Annotated in this window: 22 protein-coding genes; 13 read left to right on the forward strand and 9 right to left on the reverse strand. The window is 64.9% G+C overall.

Going from position 1 to position 22275, the window contains the following annotated elements; genetic code table 11:
• Positions 1–11: 11 nt before the first annotated feature.
• From RBB46_RS07350 to RBB46_RS07370, 5 genes are all read right to left on the reverse strand, one after another.
• On the reverse strand, positions 12–1703 hold the full coding sequence (locus RBB46_RS07350; RefSeq protein ID WP_306028260.1) for an ABC transporter permease subunit: 1692 nt from the start codon (positions 1701–1703) through the stop codon (positions 12–14).
• Positions 1700–2743 carry a putative 2-aminoethylphosphonate ABC transporter ATP-binding protein gene (locus RBB46_RS07355; protein WP_306028261.1) on the reverse strand — a complete coding sequence of 348 codons (1044 nt, stop codon included), beginning with the start codon at positions 2741–2743 and terminating at the stop codon, positions 1700–1702. Before RBB46_RS07355 ends, RBB46_RS07350 begins: the two co-directional genes overlap by 4 nt.
• A 261-nt stretch (positions 2744–3004) precedes the next feature.
• Positions 3005–4012, reverse strand: a complete 1008-nt coding sequence (locus RBB46_RS07360; RefSeq protein ID WP_306028262.1) for an ABC transporter substrate-binding protein — start codon at positions 4010–4012, stop codon at positions 3005–3007.
• Between the two features lie 136 nt (positions 4013–4148).
• A complete protein-coding gene (locus tag RBB46_RS07365) occupies positions 4149–4943 on the reverse strand; it encodes a DeoR/GlpR family DNA-binding transcription regulator (RefSeq protein ID WP_306028263.1) in 795 nt (264 codons plus the stop codon).
• A gap of 188 nt (positions 4944–5131) precedes the next feature.
• Positions 5132–6142, reverse strand: coding sequence for an AraC family transcriptional regulator (locus RBB46_RS07370; protein ID WP_306028264.1), 1011 nt, complete (start codon positions 6140–6142; stop codon positions 5132–5134).
• 179 nt (positions 6143–6321) lie between these two features.
• On the opposite strand from RBB46_RS07370, the gene RBB46_RS07375 reads away from it, so the two are divergent.
• The 5 genes from RBB46_RS07375 to RBB46_RS07395 all read left to right on the forward strand — a co-directional run bounded on the left by RBB46_RS07375 (position 6322) and on the right by RBB46_RS07395 (position 10703).
• Positions 6322–6762 carry a cupin domain-containing protein gene (locus RBB46_RS07375; protein ID WP_306028265.1) on the forward strand — a complete coding sequence of 147 codons (441 nt, stop codon included), beginning with the start codon at positions 6322–6324 and terminating at the stop codon, positions 6760–6762.
• Positions 6763–6792: 30 nt separating this feature from the next.
• A complete protein-coding gene (locus RBB46_RS07380; protein WP_306028266.1) occupies positions 6793–7650 on the forward strand; it encodes an alpha/beta hydrolase in 858 nt (285 codons plus the stop codon).
• Between the two features lie 35 nt (positions 7651–7685).
• Positions 7686–8153 carry a cupin domain-containing protein gene (locus tag RBB46_RS07385; RefSeq protein ID WP_306028267.1) on the forward strand — a complete coding sequence of 156 codons (468 nt, stop codon included), beginning with the start codon at positions 7686–7688 and terminating at the stop codon, positions 8151–8153.
• Positions 8150–9385 (forward strand): flavin-dependent oxidoreductase, encoded by a 1236-nt coding sequence (locus RBB46_RS07390; protein WP_306028268.1) that lies wholly within the window; start codon positions 8150–8152, stop codon positions 9383–9385. The genes RBB46_RS07385 and RBB46_RS07390 overlap by 4 nt, the downstream gene beginning before the upstream one ends.
• A gap of 136 nt (positions 9386–9521) precedes the next feature.
• The gene (locus RBB46_RS07395; protein WP_306028269.1) at positions 9522–10703 is read left to right on the forward strand and encodes an ABC transporter substrate-binding protein; all 1182 of its coding nucleotides are present in this window, start codon (positions 9522–9524) and stop codon (positions 10701–10703) included.
• Positions 10704–10783: 80 nt separating this feature from the next.
• Here the strand turns inward: RBB46_RS07395 and RBB46_RS07400 are convergent, their stop codons facing one another.
• Complete coding sequence (locus RBB46_RS07400; protein ID WP_306028270.1) at positions 10784–11377, reverse strand: TetR/AcrR family transcriptional regulator; 594 nt, start codon at positions 11375–11377, stop codon at positions 10784–10786.
• A gap of 132 nt (positions 11378–11509) precedes the next feature.
• Between RBB46_RS07400 and RBB46_RS07405 the strand changes: the two genes are divergently transcribed.
• Positions 11510–12733 (forward strand): MFS transporter, encoded by a 1224-nt coding sequence (locus RBB46_RS07405; RefSeq protein WP_306028271.1) that lies wholly within the window; start codon positions 11510–11512, stop codon positions 12731–12733.
• Between the two features lie 102 nt (positions 12734–12835).
• On the opposite strand, the gene lsrK is transcribed toward RBB46_RS07405, so the two are convergent.
• The 3 genes from lsrK to RBB46_RS07420 all read right to left on the reverse strand — a co-directional run bounded on the left by lsrK (position 12836) and on the right by RBB46_RS07420 (position 16016).
• Positions 12836–14401, reverse strand: coding sequence for an autoinducer-2 kinase (gene lsrK / locus RBB46_RS07410; protein ID WP_306028272.1), 1566 nt, complete (start codon positions 14399–14401; stop codon positions 12836–12838).
• A gap of 31 nt (positions 14402–14432) precedes the next feature.
• Complete coding sequence (locus tag RBB46_RS07415) at positions 14433–15692, reverse strand: LVIVD repeat-containing protein (protein ID WP_306028273.1); 1260 nt, start codon at positions 15690–15692, stop codon at positions 14433–14435.
• Positions 15693–15779: 87 nt separating this feature from the next.
• Positions 15780–16016 carry a hypothetical protein gene (locus RBB46_RS07420; protein WP_306028274.1) on the reverse strand — a complete coding sequence of 79 codons (237 nt, stop codon included), beginning with the start codon at positions 16014–16016 and terminating at the stop codon, positions 15780–15782.
• Between RBB46_RS07420 and RBB46_RS07425 the strand changes: the two genes are divergently transcribed.
• The 7 genes from RBB46_RS07425 to RBB46_RS07455 all read left to right on the forward strand — a co-directional run bounded on the left by RBB46_RS07425 (position 16015) and on the right by RBB46_RS07455 (position 22265).
• On the forward strand, positions 16015–16947 hold the full coding sequence (locus RBB46_RS07425) for a sugar-binding transcriptional regulator (RefSeq protein WP_306028275.1): 933 nt from the start codon (positions 16015–16017) through the stop codon (positions 16945–16947). The two genes, RBB46_RS07420 and RBB46_RS07425, sit on opposite strands and share 2 nt — an antisense overlap.
• 177 nt (positions 16948–17124) lie before the next feature.
• Complete coding sequence (locus RBB46_RS07430) at positions 17125–18156, forward strand: ABC transporter permease (RefSeq protein ID WP_306028276.1); 1032 nt, start codon at positions 17125–17127, stop codon at positions 18154–18156.
• Between the two features lie 41 nt (positions 18157–18197).
• Positions 18198–19337: a substrate-binding domain-containing protein gene (locus RBB46_RS07435; protein ID WP_306028277.1), complete on the forward strand. Its 1140-nt coding sequence runs from the start codon at positions 18198–18200 to the stop codon at positions 19335–19337.
• A gap of 71 nt (positions 19338–19408) precedes the next feature.
• Positions 19409–20134, forward strand: a complete 726-nt coding sequence (locus tag RBB46_RS07440; RefSeq protein ID WP_306028278.1) for an ATP-binding cassette domain-containing protein — start codon at positions 19409–19411, stop codon at positions 20132–20134.
• Positions 20135–20165: 31 nt separating this feature from the next.
• Complete coding sequence (rbsD, locus tag RBB46_RS07445; RefSeq protein WP_158193677.1) at positions 20166–20657, forward strand: D-ribose pyranase; 492 nt, start codon at positions 20166–20168, stop codon at positions 20655–20657.
• Positions 20658–20665: 8 nt separating this feature from the next.
• The gene (locus RBB46_RS07450; protein WP_306028279.1) at positions 20666–20977 is read left to right on the forward strand and encodes an antibiotic biosynthesis monooxygenase; all 312 of its coding nucleotides are present in this window, start codon (positions 20666–20668) and stop codon (positions 20975–20977) included.
• Between the two features lie 19 nt (positions 20978–20996).
• On the forward strand, positions 20997–22265 hold the full coding sequence (locus tag RBB46_RS07455; RefSeq protein WP_306028280.1) for a class II aldolase/adducin family protein: 1269 nt from the start codon (positions 20997–20999) through the stop codon (positions 22263–22265).
• The last annotated feature ends 10 nt before the right edge of the window (positions 22266–22275 follow it).

Raw genomic sequence — 22275 nt, forward strand, 5'->3', positions numbered from 1 at the left:
CTGGCGCGGCCTTACCGGATCAGCGTCACGTTCTTCGCGCCGGCGAGCCACAGGATGGTGCGCACGAGCAGCAGGCAGGCGATGACGATGGCCATGATGCAGACCGAGAAGGCGGCCGCCTGGTTGACGGCGCCGCGATCGGAGAGCTGCAGTACCGAGACCGCCGCGAGCTGGGTCGAGGGTGTCACCAGGAAAATCACGGCCGACAGCGAGACCATGGTGCGCATGAAGTAGAACACGCCGACCCCGAGCAGCGTCGGCCAGAGGAGGGGCAGGGTCACTTTGCGCAGCGTCGTCACGGCGCTGCCGCCAAGCGTGGTCGAGGCCTCGTCGAAGGTGGAGCCGATCTGCTTCAGGCTGGTGGAGGAGATCAGGAAGGCGTGGGCGTGGTTGTAGTAGACGCTGAGGATGACGATCAGCGCGAAGCTTCCATAGAGCACGTTCAGCGGATTGGACGGCTCGTTGAAGGTCAGCACATAGCCGAGGCCGAGCACCATCCCCGGCACCGCCGCGGGAAGGATGGCGAGGAGCGAGAGGGGACCGGTCAGCGGGTTCCTGAACTTCTGAACGACGATTGCGGTGAGGCCGGTGATCGCGACGCCGACGATGGCGGTGGCAAGCGAGACGCCGACGCTGTTCCACAGCGGAGCGGTACCGTTCTGGACGTCGAACTCGTAGTGCTTGAGCGTGAAGCTCATGTTGTAGGGCCAAAGCCGCACGAAGCTGGCGACGACGACGATGGCCAGGACGCTCAGGATGAGTGCGACGACGACATAGGCATAGACGGAGAACGCCACGTCCCTGCGCAGCGAGGGCTTCACCACGAGCGGCTTGGACTGCGCCGTCACCGAGGCGTGCTGCTTGCGGGAGATCCGCTTCTCGATGAGCTTGGCGAGAATGGCGGGTACCAGCAGGACAATGCCGATAACCGCGCCGAGCCCGAATTGCGCCTGGCCGATCACCTGGTTGTAGACCTCGGTCGCAAGCACGCTGAAGTCGCCGCCGATGACCATCGGGTTGCCGAAGTCGGTCATCACCAAGGTGAAAACGACGAAGATCGCGGCGGCGAGCCCGAAGCGGGTGGCCGGCAGCGTCACGTCGCGGAAGATGCGCAAGGGGCCGGCACCCAGGGCCTCGGCGCTTTCGTAGAGACGCGCATCGGCGACGGCGAGCGCCGCCGACAGGATCAGATAGGCGTAAGGAAATGCGTAGAGCGCGTTGGCGATCGCCGTTCCCCAGAAGCCGTAGATGTCGATGTCGAACCCGAGAAACCGGTTGAGCACGCCGTTGCGGCCAAGCAGGAGGATCAGCCCTTGCGCCTGCACCAGGGAGGGCGCGAAAAGCGGGGTGAGCACGGCGATGCGCAGGAACGGCTTGAAGGGGATCTTCGCCCGCTGGAGGGCGTAAGCGTAGAAATAGGCGAGTCCGACCGCGGCAAGTGTCGCCGTCAGGGACATGGCGATGCTGTTGTAGACGAGCTTCCAGAACCGCTCCGCGCCGAACGTCTCCGTGAAGTTGCCGATACCGAATCCGTCCGGCGTCTCGAACCCGCGCAGCAGGATGCCGGTCAGCGGCAACAGCAGGAAAAGGAGGATCGGAAGCGCCGCCAGGGCGGACAGGCCAAGGGTTACGCTGCGGTCGCCCGTCAGGCCGCCGCCGCGTCTTGCGGCGGGCGGCGCGGTGGTTTCGGCGGCCAGGCTCATGACAGGACCCTCAAGGCCTCGGCGGGAATGGAAATGGCGAGCTGTTCTCCCTGTTCGGGAACCTTCGAGGTCCCGTGCAGCTCGACCATGATGCTTGTCTCCCGGCGCGCGTCCGGTTCGACCTCGACACGGGTGACATTGCCGAGGAACGAGACCGAGCGCACCGTTGCGGGGAGGATGTTGGCGCCGGTTCCGTCCCGGGCGGTGAGCGAAACCGCCTCCGGGCGCACGCCGAGCATTGTCGCGCCGTCGCGTGCCGGGTGGTCGATATGCAGCGGCGTGCCGCCGAAACTCATGGCGCCCTGCGCACCGGCCTCGACCGGCAGCACGTTCATGCGGCCGATGAAGTCGGCGACAAAAGCGCTGGCAGGCTCGCGATAGAGCTGCTGCGGCGTGCCGATCTGTTCGATGCGTCCCTTGTTCATCACCACGATGAGGTCGGCCATGGCGAGCGCCTCCTCCTGGTCGTGGGTCACCATGATGGTGGTGATGCCGAGACGCTTCTGGACGGCCCGGATCTCGATGCGCAACTCCTCGCGCACCTTCGCATCGAGCGCCGAGAGCGGTTCGTCGAGCAGGAGGGCGGAAGGGTCGGGTGCGAGCGCGCGGGCGAGCGCGATACGCTGCTGCTGGCCGCCCGACATCTGCGCCGGAAGCTTTTCCGCCTGGTCCGAAAGATGGACCAGATCGAGCATTTCGGCGATGCGGGCCCGGGTCCTCTCCTTTTCCCAGTGCCGGCACTCCAGGCCGTAGCCGACATTGCGTGCCGCGGTCATGTTGGGAAAAAGCGAATAGGACTGGAAGACGACGCCGAAATTGCGGGCCCTTGCCGGGATCGAGGAGAGGTCCGCCTCACCCAGGCGGATGCTGCCGGCATCGGCCTCTTCCAGTCCCGCGATGACACGCAGCAGAGTTGTCTTGCCACAGCCTGAAGGCCCCAGGAAGCAGACAAAGGAGCCGCGCGCCACGTCCAGCGAGACATGGTCCAGCGCCGTGATACGGCCGAAGCGCTTGACGAGATCGTGGATCGAAAGGTCCATGGAAGGTTCCCCTGCTGCGGACGCAGCCTTCAAGAATGCAAAAAGCGGGAGGCCGCGTTCTCGCGGCGCCCGTCAGGCGATGGCGCGCATCCACGCAGATCGTTCGCCGCGAAAGCGCGGCAGGCAGGCGGCCCCGCGTTGACGGGGCCGCCGTGACTGGAGCGGTTGAGGGCGGCCGGCGGAGACCCGCCATGTGGCGCCGTGAGATGCGCGAGAGGGCATCCGGTATTCAGGTGCCGGCGTCGCTCCGTCGGACGCGGCTCAACGCTCGTATTTTTCCTGCCAGGTCTGGATGATCCGGGTCCGGTCCTCGGCAGCTGCCTTGAAGTCGACCGGGAACAGAACCTGAGACACATCCTCCGGGAGGCCCGCCTTGGTGAAGCGCTCGGGCATGGTGCCGCCGGGAACCGTGACGATCGCCTTCCAGGAGAAGTAGGCGTTTGCCGCTTCCTTGCTCACTGTCCAGTCGAGGAACCGCTTGGCGGCGTCCTTGTTCTTCGAGGCGGCGACGAGCCCGTTCGCCTCCAGCTCGTTGCCGGCCCCTTCCGAGGGCACCACGAGCGTGATCGGGTAACCTTCCTCGATGTTCTTGACGGCGCGCAGCCCGAAGGAGGCCCCGACCGTGTATTCGCCGGCCGAGGCAGCGTTGCAGGGGCGGGAGCCGGACTTGATGTACTGCGCAACGTTCTTGTCGAGCTTGTCGAGGAAGGCCCAGCCTTTTTCCTCGCCCATCATCTGCAACAGCGAATCGATCTGGATGTAGCCGGTGCCGGAACTCGCCGGGTTGGGCATGACGACCTCGCCCTTGAAGGACGGGTCGGTGAGATCGGCCCAGGAGGTGGGCATCTTCAGGCCCTTGTCCTTCAGCCGCTCGTTGTTGACGCAAAGCGCGGCCATGTAGCCGGTGACTGCAAACCACTTGCCGTCGGGATCGCGGAAGCGGGCGGGGATCGCATCGAGGCCCTCGGGCTTGTAGGCCTCCAGACCCTCGAGGATCTGAGGGTTGACCATCGACGTGACCGCGAAGCCCCACAGGACGTCATGTTGCGGGTTGGCCTTCTCGGCGATGATGCGTGCCGCCAGATCGCCGGTAGACAGACGCAGCAGGTTCACGTCGACATCGGGAAGCGCCTTCTTTGCCTCCTCCAGGAACGCGGCGGCCTCGTCTTCTTCGTAGGCCGTGTAGACCGTGATGGATTCGGCCATCGCCGTGCTCGAAAGCATCAGTGCTGTCAGGCCGCCAAGGGCCCACCTCATACCCAGGTGCATGTCCGTTCTCCTCTGTTGGAAAGGCAACATTTGTCCTTTTTCGACATTTAACGCGCAAACGCGGTGCCTTCACAACAGTCTAAATGAAACTTGCGAGATTTTTTAGCCGTCGAAGGGCATGTGGAGGCGTTTACGCCTAGGCGATGTGCAGATTGACCTGCGATGCGGCAAGGGTGTGCTGCAGCGCACCTTCGGGCTTCGCGTCGGTGACGAGGTCGTCAACCTCGGTCACGTTGCCCAGATGCACGAGCGCGGTGCGGTAGAACTTGCTGGAATCGGTCGCAAGCAGCGTCGAGCGGGCCTGGCCGATCGCGGTGCGTACGATCGAAACCTCGTTCTGGTCGTCGTCGCCCATTGCGCCGTCCTCGTCGATGCCGCTGACGGCGATGATGGCCGTGTCGAAGCGGAACCGGCGAATGAACTCGGACATGCTTTCGCCCATCACGCTGCCGGCCACGTTCTTCACGAAACCGCCGGGAACGGCGATTGTGAAGTCGGTCCTGTCGGTCAGGATCACGGCCGCGCGCAGACTGTAGGTGACGACTTTAAGCTCCTTGCGCTCGCAAAGCGCCTCCGCCACCGCTTCGCAGGTCGAGCCCGCATCGAGGAACACAGAGGCACCGTCCGGCACGAGCTCGGCCACCCGCCGCGCGATGCGGTGCTTGATGGTGAAGCGTTCCACCCGCCGTTGCCGGTAGGTCTGGGCGTCGATGGGGCTCGTCAGGGCAACGCCGCCGTGATGCCGCCGCACCCGTCCCTGCATGGCAAGGTCGGCAATGTCGCGCCGGATGGTCTGCGAGGTGACAGAGAACCGCGTGGTCAGTTCCTCGACGGAGGCGTAGCCCGATTTTTCGAGGAACCCCATCAGATCCAGTTGCCGCAACGTTTTTTTCTTGGGGCTTTCGTCCATCAGGAAGTGTGCCGCTTTCATCGCCCGGCCTGCCTTACCGGCAGCGCCGTCGTCCCGAACCCGTGTCCGTGTTTCAATCATATGTTGAAAAACCGACATTTCAGCCGGGAATAGGGACACGGACCGGCAGCCAAGGCAAGTCCACCTTCTCCGGTCGTGGCAAACATGGCTGGCAGCGGGGAGGCGGGCCGTATCGGAACAGTGTCGCCTCAGGCGCCGGACGAGGCGGTCCGGCGCCGTTCGCTTGGCGAATGGCCGAAGCGTTCCTTGTAGTCGCGCGAGAAGCGTCCGAGATGCGAGAAACCGCAGGAATAGGCGGCCTCGGTGACGCCTGGGGCATCCTTGTGCGCCATCAACTGGTAATGCGCCGTGTCCAGCCGGGCGTTTCGCAGCACCTGCATCGGCGACAGGCCGAAGATCCGCTGAAACCCCTTTTGCAGGGTCCGCACGTTGATCCCGGCTGCCGCCGCGATGTCGGCCAGCGTGATCGGTTCCGAGAGATTCGCATGGATGTAGTCGAGCGCCTGACGGATCGCCCTCGGCTTGGCCTGCTGGTCGGAGCGCTCGATGATATGCGAGATGTTGCTGTGCTGCAGCGTCAGCAGAGCATGGGCGAGGTCATGCTCTGCGCGCAGATCACCGCCGCCCAGCGGACGCTGGAACAGGTCTCCGTTCTCGACCGCATCGACGCATGCGTTGACGATCCGCTGCAGGCGCCGTCCGGGCGGTGAGGCGAGGTCGACCTTCATGTCGAACCGGATCGGGCCGGGCAGCGGCGCCCCCACCAATGCCTGCGCCACGCTCTCCAGGTGCGCGCGGTCGATCTGGATCAGCAGCTTGCTGCAGCCTTCTCCCCAGTGCAGCCGGGCATTGCGGTCGGGATTGAGAATGGCGGCCATCGACGGGCTTGCCGTCATCTCCTCGCAGCGATGCTGCACGCGGGCCATGCCCGCCAAAGGAATGTGAAACAGGTAGAACGACCCCAGCAGTCCGGGATCGACGATCACTTCCGGCCCGTAAGCAAGGTAGTTGACCGACAGGTTCAGGCCCCTGACCGCGTTGTGTCGCACCGACAGGCTGGCGCGGCGGCTCTGGATGTCCAGCCGGTGATCGCAGAACTTCTGGCCGATGCGGTGACGGGCCTCGTCGAGGTCGGTGGTGCGCAGCACGGGATGGCTCGCGAAATACTCGCGCGGCGGCAATGTCCGTTCGGCGGTCATGGCACCTCCCGTGGCTACAGGCTCTCCGGTCACGATGAACGCAAGAACCGTATTTTATTTCAAGCCTAAAATATTTCGCCGCAACAGGCGTTCGTTTTTTGGATAAGCGGTTCTGCGTTTTCAGGGCAGGCTCGCATCACAACAGCCCAACAATAGCGGATCTAAGTGGAGTGCGCGCAATGGAACCTGGTGTGACCAAGGCCGATGCCGGCCTGAACGGACATGCATGGAACGTGGTGGGGCATACCTACGTGCCCAAGCTGTGGAACGAGGATGCCTTCGTCTGGCATGCCACCCTGCCGGCGGGGACGTTCGTTCCGCCGCATATCCATCCCACCCAGGATGAGTGGATCTACATGATCGACGGCGAGCTGGAGGTCGAATTCGGCGAGGAGAAGGTTCTTGCCCGGGCGGGCGACACGGTGAAGATGCCCCGCGGCATCGCCCACGGCATCTTCAACCGCTCCGGCGCGACGGCCCATTGCGTCTTCGGCGTGGCGCCTTCGCGCAAGCTCTACGACCTCTTCATCGCACTGGACGGCGTCACCGATCCGGCCGAACTGGTGCGCCTGTCGGCCCTGCACGAGGTTGACTTCCTGCCGCCCCCGGGCGCTGCCTGAGAGCACCCGCAACCTTCCATGGCAGGGATCATGACGAGCATTCTTTCTCCTTCCCGCGACTGGCCTTCCCGAGATTGGGACGATGCCTTCGCGAACATGGCCCATGTGGCAAACTCGCACGAGCTCCCCGGCTTCTGGTCGGCGCGGGCCGCCGAGTACCGTGCGCGGATGCAGGCCGAGGGGCACCGGCTCGAACTCGACATCGCCTATGGCGGGCACCCGCGCGAGGCCTATGACATCGTCTGGCCGCAAGGAGAGGCGCGCGGGCTCGCCGTCTTCGTTCATGGCGGCTACTGGATGCGGCTCGACAAGTCCTTCTGGACGGACTTCGCCGAGGGCGCACGGGCGCGGGGCTGGGCGGTCTGCCTGCCGAGTTACACGCTTGCTCCGGAGGCGCGGATCTCGCAGATCACCGCCCAGATCGGGCGCGCCATCGAGCACGTCGCGGCCCGCGTTGCCGGTCCGATACGGCTTTCGGGTCATTCGGCCGGTGGCCATCTGGTCAGCCGGATGGTTTGCGCCGACAGCCCGCTCTCGGAAGGCGTTCGCGCCCGTATCGCGCATACCCTGTCGATCAGCGGGCTGCACGACCTGCGACCGCTGCTTCACACGCAGATGAACGAGACCCTGCGTCTCGACCTTGCCGAGGCGCGCAGCGAAAGCGCGGTGCTGGCGCAGCCCGGCCTTCCGGCACCGCTGACATGCTGGGTCGGCGGCGGCGAGCGGCCCGAGTTCATTCGGCAGGCGCGGTTGCTCGCCGATGTCTGGGGCGGGCTCGACGTGCCGGCCACGGCCCATGTCGAGGGGGATCACAATCACTTCACGGTGCTCGAGGGGCTGAAGGATCCGGCCTCCGCGATCACCGCCGCCTTCGCCGGCGAGGCCTGACCCGCCCCGGCCAACCCCGCATGAAAGGACAGACCATGACCGCAATGGCCCCCGGTATCGTGAAATCCGGCGAGAGCCTTCAGCAGATCCGCTGGAACATTCTCGGGCAGACCTATGTGCCCAAGCAGATGACCGAGGAGTGTTTCTCCTGGCATGCGACCCTGCCGCCAGGCACTTTCGTACCGCCGCATATCCATCCCGACCAGGACGAGTTTCTCTACATTCTCGAAGGGCGCTTCACGTTCCTGCTCGACGGGGTCGAGGCGATCGGGGAGCCGGGCGATCTGGTCAAGTTGCCGCGCGGCGTGCCGCACGGGATCTTCAACAAGTCCGAGAGCGCGATCAAGACGCTGTTCTGGGTGACGCCGGCGGCGCAGCTCTACGACCTGTTCTGGGCGTTGCACAACATGGGGCCGGAGGCCGACCCGGCCGAGATCGTTGCAGTCTCGGCGGCGCACGCCATCGATTTCCTGCCGCCGCAAGACAGCGAGACGACGCAATGACGGTCCTGATCGCGGGCGCGGGCATCGGCGGGCTGACCACCGCGTTGATGCTGCACGCGCGAGGCATCCGCTGCCAGGTGGTCGAGCAGGCGCCGGAGGTGCGCGAGGTCGGCGTCGGCATCAACACGCTGCCCCACTCGATTGCGGAGCTGGCCGAGCTGGGGCTTCTGGAACGGCTCGACGAGGTGGGCCTGCGCACGCGCGAGCTGCGTTACCTCACCCGCCAGGGCCAGGAAGTCTGGCGCGAGCTGCGCGGCCTGCACGCGGGCCACAAGCACCCGCAGTTCTCCATTCATCGCGGGCGGCTGCAGAAACTGCTTTACGATGCGGTCATTGAGAGAATGGGTCCCGGAGCGGTTGCGACGGGGCTCAGGCTGTCCGGCTTCGTGCAGGACGAGGCCGGTGTCACTGCGCATTTCACGGATGCGCTCGACGGGCTCTCCTCGCGCACACTGCGGGCCGAGGTGCTGGTTTGCGCCGACGGCATCCACAGCATGGGGCGCAAGCGTTTCTACCCGGGCGAAGGCTCGCCGAGCTGGCAAGGCGTTGTCATGTGGCGGGGCGCGGCCGAGTGGCCGGTCTGGGAAGACGGCGAGACCATGGCGATCGCTGGCGGGCTGTGCGGCAAGCTGGTGCTTTACCCGATCGCGCCGGCGAAAAACGGCCGGCAACTGATGAACTGGGTGGTCAACGTCCGCGTTGCCGATGCATCGGTGTCGCCACCTCCGCCGGAAAGCTGGTCCAAACAGGCGCCGCTTTCCAGGGTACTGCCCCATGCCCGGCGGTTCACCGTGCCCGGCTTCGATGTGGAGGCGCTGGTGCGCGCCAGCGGCACGATCTTCGAATACCCTATGGCGGACCGCGATCCGCTGCCGCGCTGGACGCACGGACGGGTGACGCTGCTCGGCGACGCGGCCCATCCGATGTATCCGGTCGGCTCGAACGGAGCGGCACAGGCGATCCTGGACGCGCGCTGCCTTGCCGATCACATGGTTCGGGCCGAACATCCCCGCGAGGCGCTCTACCGCTACGAGCTCGAGCGGTTGCCGAAGACGGCCGAGGTGGTACGCACCAATCGCAAGGGCGGGCCGGAACGCGTCATCGACGAGGTGGAGCGGATCAGTCCGCGCCGCTTCGACAATATCGAGGATGTCCTCAGCCACGCGGAGCGCAAGGCGATCGTCGAGGGCTATGCAAAAATGGCGGGTTTCGCCGCGAAGAAGACCGGCTGAGAGCAAGCCGGCGACAGGAAGGACCGGCGGACGGGAGACCGGTACGACGGGCCAGGCCGGGGCGGTGCGCCGTGCCAGGGCTGGCCATCTTGCAAAGAATCCGACCCCGGTACGGGGCGTGAAGAGGGGAATAATCATGACTTCCAGATGGACACGGAAACTTGCGGGACTGGCAACGGGCGTCGCGCTTGGCGCGCTCGCCACCTCCGCCGCCCTTGCCGAGGATATCAAGATCGGCATGGTGGTCACGCTGTCCGGCCCGCCGGCAGCGCTGGGCCAGCAGATCGTCGACGGCTTTCAGCTGGCGCTGGAGCAGAATGGCGGGATGCTGGGCGGGCAGCCGGTGGACCTGATCGTCGAGGATGACGAACTGAAGCCCGACGTCGCGCTGGTCAAGGCGCGCTCGCTGCTCGAGCGGGACCAGGTCGATTTCGTGGTCGGTACTGTGTTCTCCAACATGCTTCAGGCGATCTTCAAGCCTGTCGTGCAGTCCGAAACCTTCCTGATCAGCCCGAATGCGGGGCCCTCGACCTTCGCCGGGCGCAACTGCAACCCGTATTTCTTCGTGACCTCCTACCAGAACAACCAGCCGGCCGAAGTCAGCGGCATGATCGCCAACGAGGAAGGTTTCAAGAACGTCATCGCCATGGTGCCGAACTACCAGGCCGGGCGCGACAATATCGAGGGCTTCAAGCAGACCTTCAAGGGTGGCGTGGCGGACGAGATGTTCACACCGCTCGGCCATCAGGATTTCTCGCCCGAGCTAGCGCGGATCGCCACGTCGGGTGCCGACGCGCTGTTCACGTTCATGCCGGGCGGCATGGGGGTGCGGCTGGTCAGGCAGTTCGATGCGGCCGGGCTTTCCGACAAGCTGAAGTTCCTGTCGGTCTTTACCACGGACGAGTCCACGCTGCCCGGCCAGCAGGATGCCGCGCTCGGTTTCCTCTCCGCAGGATCTTGGGCGCCCGACATGGACAACGAGGCCAACAAGGCCTTCGTCGCCGCTTTCGAGGAGAAATACGGCTATGTGCCGGGATCTTTCGCGGCCCAGGCCTATGATGCGGCCCAGTTGATCGGCAGCGCTCTGGAAAGGACCGCCGGCAATACCGAGGACAAGGAAGCCATGCGGGCAGCGCTCGAGGCCGCGCAGTTCACCTCGGTGCGCGGCGACTTCTCCTTCAGCAACAACCACTATCCGATCCAGGATTTTCACATGCTGAAGGTGGCCAAGCGCGAGGACGGCAAGTACTGGACAACGGTGGTGAAGACCGTCGTCGAGGACTATGAGGACAGCTTCCACCAGGACTGCAAGATGTAGGATCCGCTACCCGCCGGACCCGACCGCGCTGTCGGGTCCGGCGGTAAACAGGAAATATCCCCTGCTGGGGTGTTGGGAATTCATCGACCGCTCTCTAGCCCCGACAGCAACAGTCCGAGCGTGTCGACCGCATTGGCCAGACGGGCTTGCGGATCGTCTCCATCCGCGATCCACAGCGCCGCATCCACCAGCGCGCCGTTGATCATCCGGGCGAGCGTCTCGGGGTCTCCCGCCTTTGCCCGTCCCTCGGCCATAAGCCGCGAGAGCAGGGACGACAGGGAGACAAGACACTTGCGTTCACTGGCCTGGGTATAGGCTGCGCCGAGGATCGAGGGGGCGTCGCGCAGGACAATGCGCTGGATCTCCGGTTCCAGCGCCATTTCCAGATACAGGCGGCAGCGCCGCCCGAGAGCCTCCCACAGGTCGTGCGACCCGTCGGCGGCGGCCTCCAGCCTCCCGTCCATCTCACCTTCGACTGTCTCCACAACGGCACGCAGCAGGCCCTTCTTGTCGCCGAAATGGTGATAGAGCGCGCCGCGGGTCAGGCCTGCCGATCCGGTGAAATCCTCCATGGCGGCGTCCGCATAGCCTTCGCGGGTCAGTATGACGCGAGCAGATGCGATCAGCTTCCGCCTTGTTTCCTCGATCATTTCCTGCCGGGTTCGGCGAACCATGCTTGGCCCCTTATTCACATACATAATGCATGTCAATTGACATACAGATTGCATGCCAATATCACTCACATGCACTTTGTATGTCAATTACGGGCGAGCAACCATGCCTTCGCCCTCTACAGGATACCCAACATGGCCAATCCTTACCGGGACCTCTTTCGCGTTTCCGGAACGGCGAACTTCGCTGTCGCCGGCTTCCTGGCGCGCTTGCCGCTGCCGATGACCGGCATCGGCATCATCACCATGGTTTCCCAGCTTCGCGGCAGCTACGGGCTGGCCGGGGGTGTGGCGGCGGCCTTCGTCTTCACCTATGCGCTGGCCGCCCCGCAGATTTCCCGTCTGGTCGACAGGAGGGGGCAAGGGCGTGTGCTGCCTGTAGCGGCCGGAGTGAGTGTTTCCGGACTGCTGATCCTGCTGGTCTGCTCATACTGGCGGATGCCGGACTGGACATTGTTTGCCGCGGCCATGCTTGCCGGTTTCATGCCCAGCATGTCCGCCATGGCCCGGGCCCGCTGGACAGAACTCTACAGCGGGCAGCCACAACTGAAGGCGGCCTACTCCCTCGAGACGGTCCTCGACGAGATGTCCTTCATCGCCGGTCCGCCGCTGTCCGTCGGTCTCGGCGTTGCTCTTTTCCCTCAGGCGGGGCCCCTTGCGGCGGCGGTTCTTCTGGCAGCGGGCGTTGCGCTTTTCACCGCCCAGACCGCGACGGAGCCCGAGGTGAAGCCTGTTGCTCCGCTCTTGGGCGAGAACACCGCCGTCTTTCGCAATCCGGTGGTCCTTGCCCTGACCCTGATGATGGTTGCCATGGGCGGCGTCGTCGGTTCGATCGATATCGGAAGCGTGGCGTTTGCCGAACAGCAGGGCCGGCCGGCCGCCGCGAGCTTCGTTCTGTCGTCCTATGCCATCGGCTCCTGCGCTGCCGGCCTGCTTTTCGGCGCCTTCCGGGTCGCCGCCCCGCACCGTCACCTTCTGGTGCTCGGGGGACTGGCAACGGCGGCGGCGACCGTGCCCCTGCTGCTTGCGGGCAACCTTCTGGCGCTGTCGTTGGCCGTGCTGGTCGGCGGCTTGTTCTTCGCCCCGACGATGATCGTGGCGATGGAAGTGGTCGAACAGACGGTGCCGGGGGCAAAATTGACGGAAGGGCTGACCTGGCTTCTCGCCGGTCTCAACACGGGAACGGCACTGGGTGCTGCGCTGGCCGGGCAGATCGTCGATGCCTTCGACGTGCGAGCCGGCTTTTTTGTCGCGGTCGGAGCGGGCCTCGCCATCGCGGTGTTCGCGGCTCTCGGCTCTCGGCTGATCTCCCGCAAACCCATCGGCCGCCAACCGGAGATATGCCCGAACGTCTGTTGAGCGGGAGGGACGTGGTCGCCTGCGGGCGTGCACAACCCGTTGCGGTCCTTCCTCGTGAACCGGGACATGTCTCTTGATGCCGGTTTTCACAGCCTTGCGGGTTTACACGCCGGGCGCGCGCCACATGGCGGAGGTCACGCCCGCATCTGTCAGGGCCTTTTGCTGGGGGTAGGCGCGCTCCCAGCGACCGCGCGCGGCGAGATAAGTCTCGGCCATCGCCGGATCAGGCGTCACGATCCGTTCCACTTCGGACATTTCCGACCCGGCCTCCGCCAGCGAGGAGAAGTTGCCGATGCCGAAGGCGGCGACGGCGGCGCATCCCAGGGCCGTTGCCTCGCGCACCTTGGGGATGGCGACCTCGCGGCCGAGCACATCGGCCAGGATCTGCGCCCAGAGCGCGCCCTTGGAGGCACCGCCGGCGAACACGACCGGCTTGTCGATGCTCACCTTGGAGAAGCTCATCACCCGCTCCAGGTTGATGCTGGAGACGATGGCGGCGTTCTCTTCCAGCGCCCGGAACAGGCTCGCCTTGGTGGTGTGTCCCGGCTCGATCGACATGTTCAGGAAGGAGGGCGCTGCATGGTACCAGTGCCCGAAATCCATCGCGTCGGAAAAGACCGGTATGATCCCGTTGCTGCCGGGGGGAACCCCGGCAGCCATTTCCTCCAAAAGGGCATAGACATCCATGCCGCGTCGGGCGGCCTCTCCTTTTTCCGCGTCGCAGAACGTGTCGCGAAACCAGCGCATGGTCAGGCCGACGAAAAAGGAGATGCATTCCGCCTGGTTGAGTCCGGTCACCACATGCGGATTGATGCGCACGCGCCTGGTGTCGTCGGTGCGTCCCGTGGGGATGTTGATCACCTGCTGCCAGAACGTGCCGCCGAGAATGGCGGCATCGCCGTCCCGGGTGACGCCGAGGCCAAGCGTTCCCATCTGCACGTCGCCACCACCACAGATCACCGGCGTACCGGGTTTCAACCCGGTTTCCTCGGCAGCCTTCGCCGTTACGCCGCCGATGGCCGATCCGGGTTCGACGACTTGCGGGAACAACTCGCGCGGCAATCCGGCCCTGGCGATGAGCGCGTCCGACCATTGCCGGGCGCTCGGGTCCAGCAAGCCCGTGGTTCCCGCATTGGAGGGCTCGACCACGATCTCGCCGCTCAGGCGGGCGGCGACCCAGTCGTTGATCATCGACAGGCTGGCTGCCTTTTCGAAGATGCGAGGGCGGTTGCGGCGCAGCCATTCCAGGCGCGGCCAGACCCCGAGCGCGAAGGTCTGCCCGCTGACGCGGTAGAAATGCGCTTCCAATTCCTCGTCGCGGGCCTTCAGGTCGGCGACTTCTGCCGTCGCCCGCCCATCGACATTGGCACAGGCCCACAGTTCGGTTCCGGCCGCGTCGTAGACGACAATGCCTTCGCGCATCGATGTCGAACTGATCGCCGCGACCTCGTCGGCGCGGATGTCGGCATCGGCGAGGGCGCGGCGGATGCAGCGGGAGAGCAGCCGCCAGTTCGCCGCGCAGTCGAAGCTCATCGAGCCGGGAACGCCTGCCTCGCTGATATGGGTCCATTCCTCCTGGCTGAGACCGCATTGCCGGCCCGTGTGATCGAAGACCACGGCCCGGCCGCTGCCGGTGCCGGCATCGATGGCGAGATAGTATTGCGGCATTGAGCTCTCCTCGTCGTGTTACCGGCCGGTCTCAGCCGTTGAACTCGGCGATGTGCAGGCCTCCGCCACTGAAGTCAGTAAAATAGACAAGGCCGGCCGAGTCCACGAAGACGTCGGTGGTGTTGATAACCAGTGGCCGGCCGGGACGGTGGTCGACGTGATGCGTCGGTGCCTGGGGAACGAGCGCACCGACCTCCCTGGGCGCATAGGGATTGGAAATGTCGTGCACGCGCAGGCCGGCATTCTGCCAGGTGGAGAAGATCAGCGTTGAACTGACGAAGCTGCCCGGCCGGTTTTCATGCACGTTGTGCGGTCCGAAATGCCCGCCGACGGCCTTGTAATCCCGGTCGTCGGGCTTGGGGAACGTGGCGATCGAGACCGGGTTGGCCGAGTTGCGAATGTCGAACACCCAGATCGGCTTGTCGCCATCTTCCTCGTTGTCGAGGACCGTCTCGTCAACCACGACAAGCAGGTCGCGGTCGGGCAGGGGCAGGCAGTTGTGAGTGCCGCCGCCAAACGGCGGCGCCCAGTTGCGATGCGCGATCATCCTGGGATCGGTGCGGTCCTTCACGTCGACCACGACAAGGCAGGCGTCGCGCCAGCCGCAATAGGCGGTGTCGCCGTGAACGATCGGATGATGCAGGCTGTAGCGTCCCTCGGCGAGCGGCCAGTGCGGCACCTCGCCGGCTGCAACGTTCATGCCCGGCAGCCAGAACCGGCCGGCGATCTCCGGCCGCGTCGGGTCGGACATGTCGATCGTCACGAGAATGAAATCGGTGAAGCCCTCGATCTGGGCGGAGGCATAGGCCCAGCGCCCGCCAGTGTACCAGATCCGGTGCAGGCCGACGCCGTCGACCGGCATGAACCCGATCTGGCGCGGGGTGACCGGATCGCTCAGGTCGTAGACGGCCATGCCGGCGGAGTGGTTGCGGGCCGTCGACCGGACCGCCTTGGAGATGTCGCGCGTGTCCGCCTTGTAGTAGTTGCGCTCGTCGTCGCTCTCCGGCTGGGCGAACTGGTCCTGCGCATGCACTGTCAGCAACAGATTGTCATGCACCTGAAGATGCAGAGACCACGTGTTGGCCGGGGAGGGGACATAGTTCACCGTGCGAGGCCGGGCCGGGTCGCGAACGTCGATCACGCTGAAGCCCTTGGAGAAGATGTGGGCGACATAGGCATAGCCGTCCCGCACCATGATCTGGGTGCCGTCGGACCGTCCTCCCTGGGTGCAATGGCCGATCAGCCGCATGTTGGAAGCGTGGGCGGGCGAGCGCAAGGCGGTGGTCGTCATGATGTTCCTCTCCGGGGGAAGGTCCGGCTGTCCGGCCCGCTTCGTCCGAGGCCTGAATGGTGGATGCCAGATCGCTTTACGAATAGATCAATTGTTGTTATAAAAAACATATGAACATGAGCGCTGCGGGCCGTCAAGCGCCCTGGCCCGCATTTCACCTTGACTGCCCGGTTCGCCCCGGGGCAAACGCGCCAGGCCAAGGGTGGCCGCTTTCAGCTTGAAGTTTGGCGAGACCTGAGTTCGTAATGCCGTCGAGTTCTTGCCTGGAAGCCCCTGCGTCAGAAAAGGCCCGCCGTCACGGTGCGCGCCTGAGAGATCGTCCATGAATGCTTTTGAAACGCCCATCATTTCCGAGGAAGACGCGCTGCTCGCCAGGGTTGCCTGGTATTACTACCATGACGGTCTGACGCAGCAGGCGATCGGCGAGAAGCTGGGATTGCCGCGCATCAAAGTCTCGCGGATGCTTGAAAACGGCCGCCGCAGCGGCATGCTCGAGGTCCGGATCAATTCCGCATTGCAGGGCTGCCTCGAGATCGAGCGGCGCGTGCAGGACCGTTTCAAGCTGGAGGAGGTGCGGGTCATTCCGCATCTGTCGGGGGAGCCGCGCAGCGAACGGCTGGGCCAGGCCGCCGCCCAGTTCCTGATGCAGCGCCTGGAGGAAGGCGGGCTCCTGGCCGTCGGCTGGGGGGAAATGGTCGGCGCGGCGATCCGCCGCCTGGGTCATCTCGTCAATGACCGGCGGATCGACCTTGTCGGCATGACCGGCGGTGTCCAGGCCTATGTCGACGGGCTTCGGGTCGTCAGTGCCGATTGCAAGATGTTCCTCGTGCCGGCCCCGCTTGTGGTCGAGGACGCCCAGATCGCCAAGGCGATGCTGCGCGATGCCAGCGTGCGAAACACGTTGCAAATGGCCCTGAAGGCCGATTATGCGCTGGTCGGCATCGGCGCGGTTGACGAGACCGCCAGCGTGATACGACGCGGTTATGTCCATCCCGCGGAGGTCGAGGCTATGCGCCGCAGCGGCGCGGTGGGGGACGTTTTGTGCCGCTTCTTCGATGCCGGGGGCAACGAGATCGACCTGCCCTTGCACGAAAGGGTGATCGGCCTGCCGCTGGAGAGCTATCGCAAGGCGCCGCGGATGATTGCCGCCTCCGGTGGTCTCGACAAGGTGCCCGCGATCCGGGCTGCCCTCCAGGGCGATTTCATCAACATTTTCATTACCGACGAGCAGACCGCGAACGCGCTCGTGGAGTGATCCGTCTCCTTTCCAGGCCTGTCTGAATGCGTTTCACGCCCCGTTTTCGGGGCGCGCGACGACGTGCGTTTGCGCGTGTCGCTGCGCATGGAAATGAGCCTCTTGACACCTTCCTGAAGCTGTGTGTTCAATTGATCCAACAAAAAACAAATGAACATATTCTTCTGGGAGAGAACATTGGCACTCGTACAAGACGACGGTTCCGCGAAGGCCGCGCGGCAACGCCAGGCGCTTGAGACCCCGAGCTGGCGGGGCAACCTGCCTCCCCTGTTCGGGCCGACCAAGGTTCCGCTCGCCGCGCCGGCGGTGATGCTGGTGATCATCGCGCTGCTCATGGCTGTTACCACGCCGAACTTCTTTTCCGCCGGCAACATGCGGGCGATTTCCCTTGATGCCTCGCTGATCATGCTGCTTGGCATCGGCATGACGGCGGTGATCACCGCGCGCGGCATCGATCTGTCCATCGGCGCGATCCTGACGCTGTCGAGCGTTGCCTTCGCGGCCGCGCTGAAGGATTTCGGCCTGCCGCTGTGGGTCGCGATACTCGTCGGCTTTGCCACCGGCGGCCTTTGCGGCCTGGTCAACGGTTTGCTGATCACGCGGCTCAGGATGCCGGACTTCATCGTCACCCTGTCGACGGAGCTCGTGTTCCGCGGTCTCGCCCTTGTCTATGCCGGTGGCGGCGTCTTCTTCGGGTTTCCGGAGGTCATCACCTGGCTCGGACGCGGGCGGCTGCTCGGAATTCCCATGCCGCTGATCATCGCCCTGACCCTGATCGTCGTGGCGCATTGCATCTTCGCCTACCACAAGATCGGCGCCCGGCTGCATGCCGTCGGCGGCAATCCGGTCGCGGCCCGGCGGCTCGGCATCAGCGTTCTCAACTACCGGGTCGGCGTCTACGTGTTCATGGGCCTGATCGCGGCTCTGGGCGGCATCATCCTGACCGGTCGTCTCGATGCGGTGGTCGCCTCGGGTGCGGTAACGATCCTGCTGAACACGGTTGCCGCGGTGATTGTCGGCGGCACCAACCTGTTCGGCGGACGCGGCTCGATCATTGGAACGCTGCTCGGCGCCTGGCTGCTGGCCACCATCACCAATGCCGTCGTGATGCTCGGCTTCGAGGCGTTCTGGCAGCATGTCGCCGCCGGCGCCGTCATCCTGATCACCATCGGCCTCTACTCCCGCAGCAACAGCCGCAGCGAGGAATAGGTTTACCCGGATACCAAAAAAGCAAAGAGGAGGAGACGAAAATGACCAAGAAGACATTCGCAAAAACGATCCTGCTGACAGGTGCTGCAGTCCTTGCCCTGTCCTTGCCGCTCGCGGCCCAGGAGGTGCCGGCAGGGGCCAAGGAGCGTGGCTACTTCCTGCTGCCGGAGCTGCATGAAATGGTGCCGGCCGAACGGGTCGCCATGGATGCGTTCATGAAGTCCGTGGTTGCCGAGCCGGTCGCCAGCACCAGGACGTTCGACAAGCCGCTTCGCATCGCCTTGATGTTCCCGAGCCTTGAAACCTCGGACGCGTGGGCCCGTCTCAACATCTCGACCCGCAAGCGGCTCGAGGAGCTCGGCGTACCTTTCGAGATCACCGAGTTCATGATCAAGCCGGACGAGCACGACCGCCAGGGCGCGCAGGTCGAGCAGGTGCTGGCCGGCAACTTCGACTATGTCGTGATAGGCCCGTCCGAGTACCAGGTGCAGAAGTCCAACATCTCCCGTCTGGCAGAGAGCCTGCCGACGCTGGTGATGAATGTCGTCAATCCCTTCGTGGATACCTACGGCACCGAAAAGCAACCCATCACCCATGTCGGTTTCGACCACACGATCGGCGCCGAGGCGCTGTGCCGCTGGGTGATCGGCGAGACGGGCGGGGAAGGCACGTTCGCGCTGGTTCGCTACATTCCCGGGCTCATCGACGGCCAGCGTTCGGATCACTTCGCCGACTGCGTCACCAAGAACTCCAACATGAAGCTGGTTGGCGAATTCGAGGCGAACGGCGACCGTGAACTCGCCTTCAGCGGCGCCAACGCGCTTCTGAGCCGCTATCCCGACATCAAGATGCTGCACGCGGGCAACACCGCCGTGGCGCTTGGCGTGCTGGCCGCCGCAACGGAACGCGGCGTTCTGGACGAGGTCATCATCAATGGCTGGGGCGGCGGTGCCGACGAGCTGAAGTCGATCAAGGAGGGCGGTCTGAAGGTGACGGCGTTCCGGGTCAATGACGACTGGGGCGTTGCGGTCGCCGAAGCCATTCGGGCCCATGCGCAGGGAGATCCCGTGCCGGTGGTCCTGGCCGCGACGATCAAGCCGCTGGACTACAAGATGTCGAGCGAGGCAATCGACGCGGAAACCGCGCATGCCTTCCGCTACTCGGGCCAGCTCGACCGCTGAGCGCCGCCTCCTGCAGGGGCCGCGTCGCGGCCCCTGCCTCCAACGTTTCTGCGAACACTGGATGGCATGACATGAGCGTGGTTCTGCGCGGAATTTCCAAATCCTACGGGCAGGTCAAAGCGATCGAGGGCATCGACCTGGAAGTGAAGGCCGGCGAGGTTGTCGGCCTGCTGGGGGACAACGGCGCGGGCAAGTCCACCTTGATGAAGGTGCTTGCCGGTGCGGTGACGCCGGACAAGGGCGTCATCGAGGTGGATGGCGAGACCTGTTCCTTTTCCAGCTCGCTGGATGCGCGCGATGCGGGCATCGCCATGCTGTACCAGGACCTGGCCCTGTTCGACGACATGCCGGTCGTGCACAACATCTTCCTCGGTCGCGAGATCACCAACCGCTTCGGTTTCCTGAAATACGGCGAGATGCGAAAGCGCGCCCAGGAGATCGTCAACAGCTTCTCCGTGCGCCCCTTCGATGTGCGGACCCCGTCCGGGCACCTGTCGGGCGGGCAGCGGCAGGTGTCGGCGCTGGCGCGGACCACCGCCTTCGGCAGCCGCTACATCATCCTCGACGAGCCGACATCCGCCCTGAGCCCGAGTGCCAGGGACGAGGTTCTCTCCGTCGTGCGCGAACTCGCCGACAAGGGCATCGGCATCGTCATGGTCAGTCACGACCTTGGCCATGTGCGCAAGGTCTGCGACCGGGTGGCCATCCTGCATCTGGGCGGAATGGCCGGTGTGCGCGACATGGCCACCACCTCCCAGGACGAAATCATCTCCCTCATCGTTCAGGGACATGCCTGAACGACTTCTTCCCAAGCGAAAGGACAGTGCCATGCGGCGCAACGGAATTCTCAACGTGAAACTGAGCCGGGCCATCTCCGAGATGGGTCATGACGACATTCTCCTCGTCACGGATGCCGGCTATCCGATGGCCTATGACGACCGGGTCATCGACCTGGCACTGTGCCCGGGCGTGCCGGATCTGGTGACCGTGCTGCGCGCGATCCGCCAGGAAATGTGGGTGGAAGAGTACCACATGATCGAGGACGCCAAGGAGAACAACCCGAATGCCTGGAACGGCGTTGCGGAGGTCTTCCCCGATGCCAAGGCCAGCACGCGTCCCAACAGCTGGTTCCACGAGGACGGCTATCGCGGCGCGAAATACATCGTTCGCACCGGCGCCTGGATGCCATGGGGCAATGTCGCCCTGGTCTCGGGCATTCCCGTCCAGGAGTGGTTCAACAACACCGGTGCGCCCGTGCCGGAAAGCTGGACGGAGCGCCACGAGCTGAACGTCAAGTTCGGCAAGACCGGCGTGGAGTGAGCCCCAAGATGTTCGTTCAGCTGGTTCACATCCATGTGAAGCCGGATCGCATCGGGGATTTCCTCGATGCGTTCCGGATCAACTACGAAGGCACGATCCGGGAGCCGGGCAATCTTCGTTTCGACGTTCTGCAGGATCCGGAGGACGAGACGCGGTTCACCATCGTCGAGATATTCCGCAGCGCGGAGAGCGTCGACGACCATCGCCGGACCGATCACTACAAGAAGACGGTGGCCTTGCTGGAGGACATCATGACCGGTCCGCGCAGCAAGGACATCTACCGGCTGGTGATGTCGGATCTGGCGGACGAGCGGGTTTGAGACGATGGGCGACGTGCGGATGATCAACAGATGGAACGACGACGAGGCGCATGCCTGGTTGCGCGAGGCGGGGGAGGAGGAAGCCGAGCGCGACCTGGCCTTGCGCATCTACACGTCGCGGCTGATCGGCGGGGAGACGGACCTCGTCCTGCATGGCGGCGGCAATACCTCGGTCAAGACGCGGCGGCGAACGGCGGGGGGCGATCTCCTGCCGGTCCTGCACGTGAAGGGCAGCGGCTGGGACCTCGGTTCCATCGAGGCTCCCGGCCTGCCGGCGCTCGAACTGGCCCCGCTCTGCGAGGCCCGTTCGGGAGCGGCTCTTACCGATCCGCAGATGGTGGCGCTGCTGCGGGCCAACCTGCTCGATCCGGCGTCGCCCAATCCGTCCATCGAGACCCTGCTACACGCCTTCCTGCCGGCAAAATATGTCGACCACTCCCATGCCGCGGCAGTTCTGGCGCTGGTCAACCAGCCTGATGCGGCGGCGATCGGCCGGCGTCTTTACGGACGGCGTCTCGCCATCGTGCCCTATGTGATGCCGGGCTACGACCTGTCCATCGAGGCGGCCCGGATCTTCGATGCCCATCCGGACTGCGAAGGCCTCTGGCTGGTCAATCACGGCCTCTTCACCTTCGGGGAAACGGCGCGCCAGTCCTATGAGCGGATGATCGAGTTCGTGAACATTGCGGAGGTGCACCTGGCCGAGCATGGCGTGCGTCTCGTTCCGCCGCTTGCCCCGCGCGGCGATACCGCCGAGAGCCGGGCCTTTCGCGATCGTCTGTCGGCGCGTATCCAGGCGGCCGGCCCCGCCTTCGCTTCTGGCGTTTCGCTCGATTTTCGTGCGGATGCGGCCATCGACACCCTCCTGCAGCAGCCGGACCTGGTGGAGATCACCGGCCGCGGTACGATCACCCCGGATCACGTCATCCGGGTCAAGCCGTTCCCCCTGGTTCTCGAGGGGAGCGAAAGCGCGGAGGAACTGGATGCCGCCCTTGCGGACTTCGCCAGGCGCTATGAACGTTATTTCGAGGTTCATGCGGCGCAGGCCAGCGAGCCGAAGACCATGCTCGATCCGCTGCCACGGGTGATCCTCGTGCGGGGCATGGGCCTGTTTGGTGCGGGAAAGAGCGCCGGGGAGGCGAAGATCGTCGCAGACCTTGCGTCGCAGACCGCGCGGGTCATCCAGGCGGCGGAAGCCTATGGCCGGTTCACGCCCTTGCCGACGCCGGATCTCTTCGACATGGAATACTGGTCCCTGGAACAGGCGAAGCTGCAGGGCAAGGGCTGAGGCGGTATTG

The organism is Stappia sp. MMSF_3263, assembly GCF_030733745.1.
Lineage (GTDB): Bacteria > Pseudomonadota > Alphaproteobacteria > Rhizobiales > Stappiaceae > Stappia.